Source organism: Xanthobacter oligotrophicus (genome assembly GCF_008364685.1).
Lineage (GTDB): Bacteria > Pseudomonadota > Alphaproteobacteria > Rhizobiales > Xanthobacteraceae > Xanthobacter > Xanthobacter oligotrophicus.
This window is the reverse complement of record NZ_VTTL01000013.1, coordinates 180,914-194,890: the sequence shown is the minus strand read 5'-3', so window position 1 is coordinate 194,890 and position 13,977 is coordinate 180,914. Positions and strand designations below refer to the sequence as shown.

The following is a 13,977-nucleotide window of genomic DNA, read 5'->3' as shown; positions in this document are numbered from 1 at the left end:
GGTCAAGCCCGCGCGGCACTTGAGCGTACCCACTTCGCATCGGTCGAAGACCGAGGCCGATGGTATTAGGCCGCCTGCTGCTGCTCCAGAAGCTGGTCAAGGCCTTCGTCCCAAGGCGGCACCTGGCCGTAGAGCGCGGCGAGGTGGTCGATGAACACCCGGACCTTCTGCGGCAGAAAGCGCCGCGAGGGATAGACCGCGAACAGCCCCACCCGGTGCGAGGCCCGCCAGCGCGGCAGCACCACTTTCAGCGCGCCCGAGCGCAGTTCCGGCCCCACGTCCCAGGTGGAGCGCAGGGCGATGCCCACCGAGGCCAGCACCGCCTCGCGCACCACCTCGTTGGAATTGGTGCGCAATTGGGAATGCACCCGCAGCGTCACCGGCCCGTCAGGCCCCTCCAGCCGCCACGGGTCCTGCCCGTGGGTGGCGAGCAGCACATGGCCGGAGAGTTCGGAAATGTGCCGGGGCTCCCCGACCCGCGCCAGATAGTCCGGCGTGGCGCACAGCACCCGGTGGACCGAGGCGAGGCGGCGGGCGACCAGGCTCGAATCGTCGAGATCGGCGATGCGCACCGCCACGTCGAAGCCCTCGCCCACGATGTCCACGAAGGAATCCGACAGCTCGAGGTCGATGGTGAGGTCCGGATTGGCGTCGAGCAGCGGGCGCAGATGGGGCGCGATGTGCAGCCGCCCGAACGAGGTGGGGGCCGATACACGCAGGAGCCCCCGCGCCTCCGACGACTTGCGGGCGAGCTGGCTCTCCGCCTCCTCGATGGAGGCAAGGATCGCCACCACCCGCTCGTAGAAGCCTTGGCCGGCCTCGGTGAGGGTCACCTTGCGGGTGGTACGCTGGAACAGCCGCGCGCCGAGGCGCTCCTCCAGCCGCTGCACCCTCTTGGACACCACCGGCGGGGACAGGCCCATCTCCCGCCCGGCCGCCGACAGGCTGCCCGCGGTGACGATGCGCGCGAAGATTTCAAGATCGCCCAGATTGCCGATCATGCGCCGGCCCGCCTCCGTCCGCCTGAGGGACCGATTGTTTTGGATCGCGACGACGACTTTATCCGCCACGGAAACAATCTGCGACGTTTTTTCCCGATGAACCGATTATAGTTCCCCCTAAAGAGAACGGGCTCAAAGAGGGACCGCCACATGACGGGAACAGCTCCGGGCCTCAGGATGCCGGACGCAGACGCGCGGGTGCTCGCCCGCCGCAGTGACATCATCGCCGACCTCAGGGCCATCGTCCCCGGCGAGGGCGTCATCGCCCACGAGCGGGAGATGCGCCCTTACGAATCGGATGCCCTCACCGCCTACAAGCAGCTGCCCCTCGTGGTGGTGCTGCCCTCCACCACCGCGCAGGTGGCGGCGGTGCTCAAATATTGCCACGACAACGAGATCCGCGTGGTGCCCCGCGGCGCCGGCACCTCGCTCTCCGGCGGCGCGCTGCCGCTGGAAGATGCGGTGCTGCTCGGCATGGGCAAGTTCAACAAGATTCTGGAGATCGACACCCCCAACCGCTGCGCCGTGGTGCAGCCGGGGGTGACCAACCTCGGCATCTCCAAGGCGGTGGACCATCTCGGCTTCTATTACGCGCCCGACCCCTCCTCCCAGATCGCCTGCACCATCGGCGGCAATGTGGCGGAGAATTCCGGCGGCGTGCACTGCCTGAAATACGGCCTCACCACCAACAATGTGCTCGGCGCCGAGCTGGTGCTCATCACCGGCGAGATCGTGCGCCTCGGCGGCAAGCATCTCGACGCCGGCGGGCTCGATCTGCTCTCCGTCGTCATCGGCTCGGAGGGGCTGCTGGGCGTGGTGACGGAAGTCACCGTGCGCCTGCTGAAGAAGCCGGACACCGCCCGGGCCGTGCTCGTGGGCTTCCCCACCTCGGAAGACGCCGGCGAATGCGTCGCCCGGATCATCGCCGCCGGCATCATCCCGGCCGGCATCGAGATGATGGACAAGGATGCCATTGCCGCCGCCGAGGCCTTCGTGAACGTGGGCTATCCCCTCGACGTGGAAGCCCTGCTCATCGTCGAGCTGGACGGGCCGGAGGCGGAGTGCGCCCACCTGCTGGAAGAGGTGACGCGCATCGCGCAGGCCTGCAATTGCGTCACCCTGCGGGTTTCCACCAGCGAGGCCGAGCGGCTCGGCTTCTGGGCCGGGCGCAAGGCCGCCTTCCCGGCGGTGGGGCGCCTGTCGCCCGATTATCTGTGCATGGACGGCACCATCCCGCGCCGGCAATTGCCCTTCGTGCTCGCCCGCATGCGGGAGCTTGGCGCGAAATACGGCCTGCGCTGCGCCAACGTGTTCCATGCCGGCGACGGCAACCTGCACCCGCTCATTCTCTATGACGCGAACGCGCCGGGCGAACTGCACGCGGCCGAGAGCTTCGGCGCCGACATCCTGCGCCTGTGCGTGGAGGTGGGCGGCGTGCTCACCGGCGAGCACGGGGTGGGGGTGGAGAAGCGCGACCTCATGGACACCATGTTCAACGAGGTCGACCTCGCCCAGCAGCAGCGCATGAAATGCGCGTTCGACGACAAGAGCCTGCTCAATCCCGGCAAGGTGTTCCCCACCCTCCACCGCTGCGCCGAGTTCGGCCGCATGCATGTGAGCGGCGGCGCCCTGCCCTTCCCGGACCTGCCGCGCTTCTAGGGCGCGCCAACAGCCTAAGGCCATCCGATGAGCGACATCATCGCAGCGCGCGACGACGGCGAGGTCGCGGACGCGGTCCGCACCGCGCTTTCCGCCGGCAAGACGCTTGAGATCCGCGGCCACGGCTCCAAGCGCACCGTGGGCCGCCCGAGCCAGACCGACCTCACCCTCGATCTGTCCGCCCTCACCGGCGTCACCCTCTACGAGCCGGAGGAGCTGGTGCTCTCCGCCCGCGCCGCCACCCCGCGCGCGGACATCGAGGACATGCTGGCGGCGAGCGGACAGATGCTCGCCTTCGAGCCCATGGATCCTGCCCCCCTCCTCGGCAGCCCGGCCGGGGCCGGCACGACCTCCGGTACCCTTGGCGGCCTGTTCGCGGTCAATCTGTCGGGTCCCCGCCGCATCAGCCATGGGGCGGTGCGCGACCATGCCCTCGGCATCAAGGCGGTGTCCGGCCGCGGCGAGCCGTTCAAGTCCGGCGGCCGGGTGGTGAAGAACGTCACCGGCTACGACCTGCCGCGCCTCATGGCCGGCGCTTTCGGCACGCTCTGCGTCGCCACCGAGATCACCCTGAAGGTGCTGCCCCGCCCGCCCATGGAAGAGACCTTGGTGGCGAAGGTCGCCTCTCCCGAGGCGGCGGCGGCCGCGCTGTCGGCGGCCATGGGCTCGTCCTGCGAGGTGTCCGGCGCCGGCTTCCTGCCCGAGGGGGTGGCCGGGCGCCTGCCGGGGCTGTCCGGCTCGCCCGCCGTGGTGGCGCTGCGCCTTGAGGGCGTCGCGCCTTCGGTCACCGCGCGGCGGGCCATGCTGCGCGCGGTGCTCGCCCCCTTCGGCGCGGCGGATGTGCTGGAAACCGACGCCTCCCGCGCCCTATGGCTGGGCGTGCGCGATGTGGCACCCTTCTGCGGCCTCGGCGAGCGGGCGGTGTGGCGCCTTTCCACCCAGCCCATGGCCGGGCCGGCCCTGGCCACGCGCCTTGCGGCCGATCTTGGTGGCGAGGCCTATTGCGACTGGGCCGGTGGCCTCATCTGGCTGTGCCTGCCCGGAGAAAGCGCCCACGCGGATGAAGTGCGCGCTGCCCTCGCTCCCCATGGCGGCCATGCGACGCTGATCCGCGCCACCGCCGCCGAGCGCGCCCGTACTTCGGTGTTCCAGCCCCTCGACGGGCCGCTGGCGGCCCTCACCAAAAGGGTCAAGGAAAGCTTCGACCCCGGCCTGGTGCTGAACCCGGGCCGCATGCATGCGGGGATGTGAGATGGCAAGCCGTCCCCGTCCTTCCCGTTCCCTGCCTCCCTTTCACGGCTGAGCGACCATGCAGACCCATTTCTCCCTCGCCCAGCTCGCCGATCCGCATGTGGCGGAGGCGGAAAAGATCCTGCGCACCTGCGTGCATTGCGGCTTCTGCACCGCCACCTGTCCCACCTACGTGCTGCTCGGCGATGAACTCGATTCCCCGCGCGGGCGCATCTACCTCATCAAGGACATGCTGGAGAACGACCGGCCGGCCACAGAGCAGGAGGTCAAGCACATCGACCGCTGCCTCTCCTGCCTGTCGTGCATGACCACCTGCCCCTCGGGCGTGAACTATATGCACCTGGTGGACCAGGCCCGCGTCCACATCGAGAAGACCTATGTGCGGCCGTCCGGCGACCGGCTCATGCGGGCCATGCTCGCCAAGGTGCTGCCCTATCCGGACCGCTTCCGCCTCGCCCTCATGGGCGCCATGGTGGGCAAGCCGTTCGCGCCCCTGCTGGCGAAGATCCCCGGCCTGAAGCCGCTCGCCGCCATGCTCCGGCTGTCGCCCGGCATGCCCAACGGCCGCTCCCACCACGAGGCGCCGGGCACCTTCCCGGCCCAAGGCGAGCGGCGGGCGCGGGTGGCGCTGTTGCGCGGCTGCGCCCAGCCGGTGCTGCGCCCCGAGATCGACGATGCCGCCATCCGCCTGCTCACCCGGCTCGGGGTCGAGGTGGTGCGGGTGCAGGGTGAAGGCTGCTGCGGTGCCCTGGTCCACCACATGGGGCGCGAGGAGGAGGCCCACGCCTTCGCCCGCACCAATGTGGACGCCTGGACCCGCGAGATGGACGGGCCGGGGCTCGACGCCATCCTCGTCACCACCTCCGGCTGCGGCACGCCCATCAAGGATTACGGCCACATGCTGCGCCTCGATGCCGCCTACAAGGACAAGGCGGCGCGGGTCTCGGCCATCACCCGCGACATCAGCGAGTTCCTCTACGGCCTCGGCCTGCCGAAGGCTCCGGCGCCGCTGGGCCGCCGGGTGGCCTATCATTCGGCCTGCTCGCTCCAGCACGGGCAGAAGGTGAAGGGCCCGCCGGTGGAACTGCTGCGCGCGGTGGGCTTCGAGGTGGCCGAGCCGTTCGACCCGCACCTGTGCTGCGGCTCGGCGGGCACCTACAACATGCTCCAGAGCGAGATCGCCGATCAGCTCAAGGGGAAGAAGGTGGGGACGCTGGAGGCGCTTTCGCCCGACATCATCGCCGCCGGCAACATCGGCTGCATGGCGCAGATCGGCTCCGGAACCGGCGTGCCGGTGGCGCACACGGTGGAGCTGCTGGACTGGGCCATGGGCGGCCCGGCGCCGGCGGGGTTTTCCGGAACCGCCAAGGCGGCGTGAGCGTACGGAACGCGGTCGCCGGCGATCCCGGATCGCTGGCAATAATTCACCCACGCAGGATCCAGGATGCCCAAGCCCTTCGACCTCACCCTCTATCTCGTCACTGACCCGCGCCTGGTTGCGACACGCGGCCTGCTGGCGACGGTGGATGCGGCGGTGAGAGGCGGCGCCACCATCGTCCAGCTGCGCGATCCCGACGCCCACGGCCGGGCACTGGTGGAGCAGGCCCGCGCGCTGAAGGCGCTGCTCGCGCCGCTCGGCATCCCGCTCATCATCAATGACCGGGTGGACGTGGCGGTGGCGGCGGATGCGGACGGGGTGCATCTGGGCCAGGACGACATGACCCCCGCCGACGCCCGCACCGTGCTGGGGCCGTCGCGCATCCTCGGCTTGTCGGTGGGCAATCCGGCGGAATATGCCGCGTCGGACCTTGGCAGCGTGGATTATCTCGGCGTCGGCCCGGTGAAAGCCACCGGCACCAAGGCCGACGCGGGTGGCGCCATCGGAGCCGCCGGGGTGGCGGCCATCCGGGCGCTGACGCGCCTGCCCATCGTCGGCATCGGCGGTCTTGGAACGGCAGACGTGGCTGACGTGATCCGCGCCGGGGCGGACGGGGTGGCGGTGGTTTCCGCCATCTGCGCGGCCAGCGATCCCGAGCAGGCCGCCCGGGCGCTGAAAGCGGCTGTCGCAGCCGCGCGCTGAGACGTTACCGACTTCGGCTGAGGCGGCGCGGGCTTCACACCGGCCGGCGATCCTCGATGGTCTTGGCGTCGGCCGGCAGGGTGCCGGGCGCCAGCAGGGCCACGCGGCCGCGCAGCTTGGTGGTGGCGCGCAGGTCCTCCAGCAGCGCGGCTTCGGAAAGTTCACCGACATCGGCGACTTCCACTTCAAGCAGCATGTCGTCCTGATCGCCCATGCGATCCACCACGAGGCGGGCCTTCGCCACGGCCGGATGCTTCTTCACCGCCGCGCTCACCTGCACCGGGTGGACGAACATGCCGCGGATCTTGGTCACCTGGTCGGCCCGACCCATCCAGCCCTTAAGGCGGATGTTGGTGCGCCCGCATGGGCTGAGGCCCGGCAGCACGGCGGAGAGGTCCCCGGTGGCGAAGCGCACGAGGGGATAGTCGGGCTCGAACAGGGTGACGACCACCTCGCCCACCTCGCCTTCCGCCTCCACCGGATCGCCGGTGCCGGGGCGCAGGATTTCGATGAGGCAGCCCTCGTCCACGATCATGCCCTCCTCCGCCTCGCTCTCGTAGGCCACGAGGCCGAGGTCCGCCGTGCCGTAGCACTGGCGGGCGGCGATACCGGCGGCTTTCAACTCGGCGCGATGGGGCGGCAGGAAGGCCTCCCCAGACACCAGCGCCTTCTTGAGCGAGGAGATGTCGGTGCCGGTCTCGCGCGCCTTGTCCACCAGGATCTTCAGGAAGGACGGCGTGCCGCCATAGCCCTGGGGGCGGATGTCGGCGATGGCGCGCAATTGCAGGTCGGTCTGACCGACCCCCGCCGGCACCACCGCGCAGCCGAGCGCATGGGCGCCGCTCTCGACCATCGAGCCGGCGGGGGTGAGGTGATAGGAAAAGCAATTGTGGACGATGTCGCCGGCGCGGAAGCCGGCGGCGAACAGGCCGCGCGCGAACCGCCAGAAATCGGCGCCATGGCCTTCCGCATCATAGATCGGCCCCGGCGACATGAAGATGCGCGCCAGCTTGCCCGGCGCCGTCGCATTGAGCCCGCCGAAGGGGTAGCTCTTCGGCTGGATCTCCAGCAGGTCCGACTTGCGGGTGACCGGGAGCTTTGCGAGAGCGGCGCGGGTGTTCACCGCCTGCGGGTCCACGTCCTTGAAGAGGCTCGCGAAGTAAGGCGCCTTCGCCCTGGCGTGGGCGACCTGGGCGGCAAGCGCCGCCATCAGCGCCTGTTCGCGGGCTTCGGGATCGCGGATCTCGCAGGCATCGTAATGGCGGTTCGGATCGGTCATCTGACAGTCTCTATTGCCGCGGGACACGTTGGAAACCGCACGCCCTTGCCCCCTCCCCAGCCCTCCCCCGCCCGAACTCGGCTGTTGCCGAGTTCGGTTCCCATGAGCCGAGGCCGGAAACATCCGTCCTCGGGCGGGAGGGGGGCCACGGCGGAGCAAGCGGGAAAAGCCTTCTCCCGCTTGCGGCGGAGGATTGGGTGGGGGCGGAGCCGGCGGGGCCGAAAGCCATGTTCAAGCCGTCACAGCCACCGCTTCCGGCGCTTGAAGCTCTTCAGGTTCTTGAACGACTTGCGCTCTTCGCCGCCGCCCTGGCCGAGGTAGAATTCCTTCACGTCCTCGTTGGAGCGCAGCATGTCCGCCGTGCCGTCGAGCACGATCTTGCCCTGCTCCATGATGTAGCCGTAGTCCGCCACCGAGAGCGCCACCCGCGCGTTCTGCTCCACCAGAAGGATGGTCACGCCCAGCTCCTGGTTGAGCTTCTTGATGATGGAGAACACCTCCTTCACCAGCAGCGGCGACAGGCCCATGGAGGGCTCGTCCATGAGGATGAGCTTGGGGCGGGACATGATGGCGCGGCCGATGGCCAGCATCTGCTGCTCGCCGCCGGAGAGATAGCCGGCGAGCCCGGTGCGCTCCCGAAGGCGCGGGAAGTATTCGTAGACGCGCTCGATGTCGCTCTTCACCTCGTTGTCGCGCCGGGTGAAGGCGCCGAGGCGCAGGTTTTCCAGGCACGTCATGTCGGCGATGATGCGCCGGCCCTCCATCACCTGGAAGATGCCGCGCCGGACGATCTTGTCCGGCTCGATGCCGTTGATCTTCTCGCCGAGGAAGGTGACGTCGCCGCGGGTGATCTCGCCGTCCTCGGTCTTGAGCAGGCCGGAGATGGCTTTCAGCGTGGTGGACTTGCCGGCGCCGTTGGAGCCGAGCAGGGCGACGATCTGGCCCTTGGGCACCTTCAGCGAAAGCCCGCGCAGCACCAGGATAACGTCGTTGTAGACCACCTCGATATTGTCCACCGCCAACAGCGGCGGCGCGGTCTCGGCCGAAGGATCGGCGGGTGTTTCGAACTTCAGTGCGGCCTCTGCCATGGCATTCATCCCTGTCGAACCGTCATGCCCGGGCTTGTCCCGGGCATCCACGCCGTGCCGCTTGCACGACATTGAGGCGTGGTGCCCGGCCGCCGGGCGTGGATGGCCGGGACAAGCCCGGCCATGACGCTCGCTGTTCCGTTCACCAGCCTTGCAATTCCGTCTTGCGCGGCAGGTCGATGGTGGCGACCTTCTCCAGCTTGATGACGCCGCTCTTCACCAGGTCCGCCACGGAGGCGTCGGTGGGGCCGTTCACCACCGAGCGGTAGAGGTCGACACGGGTGGTGGGGCGGTGGTCGGTGGCGGTCCAGGTGGAGGGATTGCACACGCCCTCGGTGCCCTTCGGCACCCAGTCGCTCTTCTGGTACATGCCGTCGCGGATCTTCACGCCGGTCACGCCGCCGTTCTTGTCCGCCCACTCCATGGCCTCCTTCATGTAGAGGGCGGTGCAGACGGCGGCGAGGTAGTGCACTGGCCGATAGGCGGTGCCGGAGGGATCGGAGATCTTGGAAATCTCCTTCATGGTCGCCATGCCCGGCGCGCTGCCGGCCCAGGTGACGCCGGTGCGCACCGGGAACACGACGCCGTTCGCCGCCTCGCCGGCGGCCTTGGCGGCGTTCTCGTCCATGCCCCAGACATTGCCGAAGAACTGCACGTCCACGCCCGCCGTCTTGCAGGCCTTCAGCACCGAGATGTTGGAGCCGGCGGTGTTGCCGAGATAGGCGTAGTTGGCGCCCGACTGCTTCAAGGTCAGGCACTGGGGGGTGTAGTCACCCGGCGTGAGGGCGAAGGTGATGGGGTCCAGAACCTCGAAGCCCAGCTCCTTCGCATAAGCATCGGCGGCCGCCTTGGGCGAGTTGGGGAAGGGATGGTTGGCGCCCATGTGCACCCACTTGGGCTTGCCGGGCTTGCCCTTGGCCTTCCAGTCGTCGGCGGCCCACTTCACCATGGCGCGGGCGGCGTCCGAATAGGACGGGCCGTAGAAGAAGTTGAACGGCGCGGCGCGCTCGCTCTTCTCGTTCACCTTGCCCTTGGGGTCGGTGAGGGAGGCGGAATAGGAGCCGGAATAATAGGGAATCTCTTCCTTGGTCACCATGCCCACGAGGGCCTCGGTATCCGCCGTGCCCCAGCCCTGGATGGCCACCACCTTGTTGGTGCCGACCCACTTCTTGAAGGCGGCCAGCGCGCGCGGCACCTGGTAGCCGTATTCGTTGAAGTCGGAATCGATCTTCTTGCCGTTGACGCCGCCATTGGCGTTGATCCAGGCGATGGTGTCCTGGACGGCCTGCCCATAGGGCTGGCCCACGTCCGAGGTGCCGCCGGAATAATCGGCGAGATGGCCGATGTTGATGGACTGGGCCAGAGCCGGCGCGGCGGCCGTGAGCGCCAGCGCCGAGACGAGGGACAAAGCGATCTTCTTCATCTTGTTCTCTCCTTGGGTTTCCGTTTTGGACGGGCCGTTCTGCGTGGCCTCTGTCCAGGGTCTTTCACCAAGGTGCGAGGATGCTGACGCATCCGCACCTTGAACCGCTCAAGCGCCGCGCGGGCTTTTGATCAGTAAGAGAAGGGATAGAGTTTCCAATAGGCCTTGATGAGGCGCCAGCGGTGGGCGAGGCCGTCCGGCTCGAAGATCAGGAACAGGATGATGGTGAGGCCGATCAGCATCTCGCGCATGTAGGTGAGGCCGTCCTTCAGGTGCAGCACCTGGTCGATGACGCTACCCGACAGGGCCGAGGCGAGCCAGCCGGTGGCCTCGGGCAAAAGCACCATGAAGATGGTGCCCATGAGCGAGCCCATGATGGAGCCGAGCCCGCCGATGATGATCATGCCGAGGAACTGGATGGAGAACAGGATATCCAGCCCCTCCACCGACATGAAGCCCACATAGTGCGCATAGAGCGCGCCACCGATGCCGGCATAGAAGGAGGAGATGCCGAACGCCATGGTGCGGTACTTGGTGAGGTTCACGCCCATCATCTCGGCGGAGAGATAATGGTCGCGCACCGCGATCAGCGCCCGGCCATCGCGCGAGCGCATGAGGTTGGCGGCGCCCAGATACATGACCACCACGAAGAACAGCACCACGTAGAAATAACGATCGTCGCCGGACAGGTCGTAGCCGAACAGGGTGAAGGGCGCGGCCATGGCGCCGTGTGTGCCGCCGGTGAACCATTCCGCCCGCACGAAGAAATCCTGCAGAATGAACTGGGCGGCGAGCGTGGCGATGGCGAGATACAGCCCCTTCACCCGCGCCGCCGGCAGGCCGAACAGAAGGCCCACCGCGGTCGTCCACAGCCCCGCCAGCACGATGGCCAGCGGCACCGGCACGCCCTTGTCGGCGAGGAAGGCGGAGGCGAAGCCGCCGAAGCCGAAGAACACCGCGTGGCCCACCGAGATCTGCCCGGAGAAGCCGACGAGGATGTTCAGCCCCAGCGCGGCGATGCCCAGATAGCCGATCTGGATCATCAGGCTCAGAATGTAGCGCGAGAAGAAGAAGGGCGCGAAACAGGCCAGCACCACGCCCGCCACGCAGAACAGCATGGTGAGGCGGGTCGCGAAGATGGTCTGGTCGGCCTTGTAGCTGGTGCGGTAGTCGCCGCACGGGCGCAGGGTGTCGATGGCCATGGATCAGACCCTCTCGATGTCGCGGGTGCCGAACAGCCCGTAGGGCTTGATCATCAGGATGATGATGAGCGCGTAGAACGGGACGATCTCATAGAGGTTGCCCCATTTCAGGTACTGGCTGTCGACGAACTGGGCGAGGTTTTCCAGCAAGCCCATGATGAGGCCGCCCACCACCGCGCCGAACACGCTGTCGAGACCGCCGAGGATCACCGCCGGGAACACCTTGATGCCGAAATAGGACAGCGCGGAGGACACCCCGTTCACGATGCCCACCACCACGCCGGCCACCGCCGACACCGCCGCCGAGATGCCCCAGGACAGGGCGAACACCTGGCGCACCGAGATGCCCAGCGACTGCGCCACCTGCTGGGAAAAGGCGGTGGCGCGCATGGCGAGCCCCAGCCGCGAATACTTAAAGAACCACGCAAAGCCGGCCATGATGGCAAGGCTGACGCCGGTGGACATCAGGTAAGCGGTCTGCACCTGCAGGCCGAGGATGTTCACCTTGTCCACGCTGAAGATGGGCGGGAACGGCTGGGCGAAGGTGCCGAACATCCACTTCATCAGCGCCTGGAAGAAGATGGACATGCCGATGGTGACCATGATCACCGAGATGATCGGCTCGCCGATGAGCGGGCGCAGCACCACCATCTGCACCACGATGCCGAACACCATCATGAAGCACACGGCGATGAGGAAACCCCAGAAGAAGGGGATGTTCCACGCCGTCAGCAGCCACCAGCAGGTCCAGGCGCCGATGAGCAGGAACTCGCCCTGGGCGAAGTTCACCACCTGCGACGCCTTGTAGATGAGCACGAAGCACATGCCCACCACGCCATAGAGCGTGCCGATGATGAGCCCGTTGATGATGAGCTGGAGAAGGAGCTGGGATTGCATCAGAGGCTCCCGTCAAAAGCCCTCTCCCGCTTGCGGGGGAGGGTTGGGAGGGGGAAGGGGCGGCGGGATGCCGCACCGGCAATGGTTCTGCACGCAGAGGGCGAAAGCCGGAGCGAAACGGAACAGACCATCATGCCGCCCTCCTCTTCCCGTCGTCCTTGCGGGGCGATGGCGCGCCGAGGTCGATGACATCGAGCTTGGTCTGGATGCGCTGGCGGGTGCCGTCCTGGAAGGTGATGGTGGTGTCCACGTCGATCACCTTCTCGCCCGCGTACATGGCGTCGATGATGGTGCCGTAGCGCTCGTTGATGACGCCCCGGCGCACCTTGCGGGTGCGCGTCAGCTCGCCGTCGTCGGCGTCCAGCTCCTTGTAGAGCAGGAGGAAGCGGCCGATGCGCTGCTTCTCCGGCAGGGTGCGGTTCACCGCCTCCACTTCCTTGCGCAACAGCGCGATGACCTCGGGCCGGGCCGAGAGGTCCGTATAGGTGGTGAACGAGATGCGGTTCTTCTCCGCCCATTTGGAGACGATGGAGAAGCGGATGCAAATGAGCGCGGCGAGGCTGTCACGCCCATCGCCCAGCACCACCGCCTCGGCCACATAGGGCGAGAACTTCAGCTTGTTCTCGATGTATTGCGGCGAGAAGCGATCGCCATGCGCCGTCTGCGCCATGTCGCGGATGCGGTCGATGACCACGAGGTGGCCGCGCGTGTTGAAGAAGCCGGCATCGCCGGTGCGCATCCAGCCGCCGTCCACGAAGGATTTCGCGGTCTCCTCGTCATTGCGGAAGTAGCCGGTGAAGGCGTTGCCGTGGCGCGTCACCACCTCACCGAGGCCGTTGGGATCGGGATCGTCGATGCGGATCTCCACGCCGTCGAAGGGCACGCCCACGGTGTCGAAATCCACGTCCTGCGCCTTGTGCAGCGTATAGGCGCCGAGCAGCTCGGTCTGGCCGTAGAGCTGGCGCATGGGCACGCCGAGCGCCAGGAAGAAGCGGAAGGTGTCCGGCCCCAGCGCAGCGCCTCCGGTGGCGGCGGATTTCAGGTGCGAGAAGCCGAGCCGGTCGCGCAGCGCCCGGAACAGGATGAAGTCCGCCAAAGGCGAGCGCCGGCCCTGGTCCAGCGCCTTCAGCCCCAGCTTCATGCCCAGCTCGAACATGCCGCGCTTCAGGGCCGAAGAATCCATCATGCGGGAGCGCACGTCGGCGGCGATCTGCTCCCACACCCGGGGGGCGAACAGCACGAAGGAGGGGCCGATCTCGCGCATGTCGGCCATGAGCGTCTCCTGCTCCTCCACGAAGTTCACCTTCATGCGGGAGATGAGCGCCTGGCCGAAGGCGTAGATCTGCTCCATGATCCACGGCATCTGCAGCACGCTGACATATTCGTCGGCGCTGGTGCGCGGGTCCATGTCCAGATAGGCGCGGCAGTGGCGCAGCAGCGCGCCGCCGGTGAGCATGGCGAGCTTGGGATGGGACGTGGTGCCCGAGGTGGTGCACAGGATGGCCACGTCGTCAGCCTTGCCCTGCGCCACCAGCCGGTCATAGGCGGCGGGATCGCGCGCCGCCTCCGCCGCGCCGCGCGCTTCCAGATCCTTCAGGGAGATCAGGCGCGGGTCGTCATATTTGCGGATGCCGCGCGGGTCCGCATAGACGATGTGGCGGACGGTGGGGATCTTCTCCTCGAGGGAGAGCAGCTTGTCCACCTGCTCCTCGTCCTCGGCGAACACCACCGCCACGTCCGCATAGGTGATGAGATAGGCCACCTCGTCCCCGAGGGCGTCGCGATAGATGCCGAGGCTCATGCCGCCCAGCGCGTGGGTGGCGATCTCGCCCATCAGCCATTCGGGGCGGTTGTCGCCCAGCAGCCCAATCACGTCGCCGCGGGCCACCCCCAGCGTGGTGAAGCCGAGGGTGATGTTGCGCACCCGCTCGGCCACCTGCGCCCAGGTGTAAGAGATCCAGATGCCGAGGTCCTTCTCGCGCAGCCAGGTGTCGTTCGGGTGGGTGCGGGCGTTGAGCGCCAGCAGCTTCGGCATGGTGTCGTGGACGGCAACGTCCGGATAGGCTGCAAGGGGGGCGGCGGTGATATCGGACATGG

The 13,977-nt window shown here is 67.8% G+C and carries 11 protein-coding genes; 4 read left to right on the top strand and 7 right to left on the bottom strand.

The annotated features are described in order from the left end of the window. Positions 1-65: 65 nt before the first annotated feature. Positions 66-998, bottom strand: coding sequence for a LysR family transcriptional regulator (locus tag FZ033_RS21160; protein WP_232847600.1), 933 nt, complete (start codon positions 996-998; stop codon positions 66-68). A 153-nt stretch (positions 999-1,151) separates the two neighbouring features. On the opposite strand from FZ033_RS21160, the gene FZ033_RS21155 reads away from it, so the two are divergent. The 4 genes from FZ033_RS21155 to thiE all read left to right on the top strand — a co-directional run bounded on the left by FZ033_RS21155 (position 1,152) and on the right by thiE (position 5,991). After that, a complete protein-coding gene (locus tag FZ033_RS21155; protein WP_149578026.1) occupies positions 1,152-2,660 on the top strand; it encodes an FAD-linked oxidase C-terminal domain-containing protein in 1,509 nt (502 codons plus the stop codon). A gap of 27 nt (positions 2,661-2,687) precedes the next feature. Next, on the top strand, positions 2,688-3,911 hold the full coding sequence (glcE, locus tag FZ033_RS21150) for a glycolate oxidase subunit GlcE (RefSeq protein ID WP_149578025.1): 1,224 nt from the start codon (positions 2,688-2,690) through the stop codon (positions 3,909-3,911). Positions 3,912-3,969: 58 nt separating this feature from the next. Beyond that, entirely contained in the window at positions 3,970-5,289 is a 1,320-nt protein-coding gene (gene glcF, locus FZ033_RS21145) for a glycolate oxidase subunit GlcF (RefSeq protein WP_149578024.1), read from the top strand. A gap of 66 nt (positions 5,290-5,355) precedes the next feature. Continuing rightward, entirely contained in the window at positions 5,356-5,991 is a 636-nt protein-coding gene (gene thiE / locus FZ033_RS21140) for a thiamine phosphate synthase (RefSeq protein WP_149578023.1), read from the top strand. A gap of 34 nt (positions 5,992-6,025) precedes the next feature. On the opposite strand, the gene FZ033_RS21135 is transcribed toward thiE, so the two are convergent. The 6 genes from FZ033_RS21135 to FZ033_RS21110 all read right to left on the bottom strand — a co-directional run bounded on the left by FZ033_RS21135 (position 6,026) and on the right by FZ033_RS21110 (position 13,975). Beyond that, on the bottom strand, positions 6,026-7,270 hold the full coding sequence (locus FZ033_RS21135; protein WP_188079609.1) for a phenylacetate--CoA ligase family protein: 1,245 nt from the start codon (positions 7,268-7,270) through the stop codon (positions 6,026-6,028). A 239-nt stretch (positions 7,271-7,509) separates the two neighbouring features. Beyond that, positions 7,510-8,358: an ABC transporter ATP-binding protein gene (locus FZ033_RS21130; protein ID WP_149578021.1), complete on the bottom strand. Its 849-nt coding sequence runs from the start codon at positions 8,356-8,358 to the stop codon at positions 7,510-7,512. A 142-nt stretch (positions 8,359-8,500) separates the two neighbouring features. Beyond that, positions 8,501-9,781, bottom strand: a complete 1,281-nt coding sequence (locus tag FZ033_RS21125; RefSeq protein WP_149578020.1) for an ABC transporter substrate-binding protein — start codon at positions 9,779-9,781, stop codon at positions 8,501-8,503. Between the two features lie 131 nt (positions 9,782-9,912). Beyond that, positions 9,913-10,983, bottom strand: coding sequence for a branched-chain amino acid ABC transporter permease (locus tag FZ033_RS21120; protein WP_012113886.1), 1,071 nt, complete (start codon positions 10,981-10,983; stop codon positions 9,913-9,915). A gap of 3 nt (positions 10,984-10,986) precedes the next feature. Beyond that, on the bottom strand, positions 10,987-11,880 hold the full coding sequence (locus FZ033_RS21115) for a branched-chain amino acid ABC transporter permease (RefSeq protein ID WP_149578019.1): 894 nt from the start codon (positions 11,878-11,880) through the stop codon (positions 10,987-10,989). Between the two features lie 130 nt (positions 11,881-12,010). Further along, positions 12,011-13,975 (bottom strand): long-chain fatty acid--CoA ligase, encoded by a 1,965-nt coding sequence (locus FZ033_RS21110; RefSeq protein WP_149578018.1) that lies wholly within the window; start codon positions 13,973-13,975, stop codon positions 12,011-12,013. Positions 13,976-13,977: the final 2 nt, after the last annotated feature.

What these genes read in the sequence shown, in the direction of transcription:
- FZ033_RS21155 (WP_149578026.1), top strand. Translation starts at nt 1,152, where the DNA reads ATGACGGGAACAGCTCCGGGCCTCAGGATGCCGGACGCAGACGCGCGG.
- glcE (WP_149578025.1), top strand. Translation starts at nt 2,688, where the DNA reads ATGAGCGACATCATCGCAGCGCGCGACGACGGCGAGGTCGCGGACGCG.
- glcF (WP_149578024.1), top strand. Translation starts at nt 3,970, where the DNA reads ATGCAGACCCATTTCTCCCTCGCCCAGCTCGCCGATCCGCATGTGGCG.
- thiE (WP_149578023.1), top strand. Translation starts at nt 5,356, where the DNA reads ATGCCCAAGCCCTTCGACCTCACCCTCTATCTCGTCACTGACCCGCGC.
- FZ033_RS21135 (WP_188079609.1), bottom strand. Translation starts at nt 7,270, where the DNA reads ATGACCGATCCGAACCGCCATTACGATGCCTGCGAGATCCGCGATCCC.
- FZ033_RS21130 (WP_149578021.1), bottom strand. Translation starts at nt 8,358, where the DNA reads ATGGCAGAGGCCGCACTGAAGTTCGAAACACCCGCCGATCCTTCGGCC.
- FZ033_RS21125 (WP_149578020.1), bottom strand. Translation starts at nt 9,781, where the DNA reads ATGAAGAAGATCGCTTTGTCCCTCGTCTCGGCGCTGGCGCTCACGGCC.
- FZ033_RS21120 (WP_012113886.1), bottom strand. Translation starts at nt 10,983, where the DNA reads ATGGCCATCGACACCCTGCGCCCGTGCGGCGACTACCGCACCAGCTAC.
- FZ033_RS21115 (WP_149578019.1), bottom strand. Translation starts at nt 11,880, where the DNA reads ATGCAATCCCAGCTCCTTCTCCAGCTCATCATCAACGGGCTCATCATC.
- FZ033_RS21110 (WP_149578018.1), bottom strand. Translation starts at nt 13,975, where the DNA reads ATGTCCGATATCACCGCCGCCCCCCTTGCAGCCTATCCGGACGTTGCC.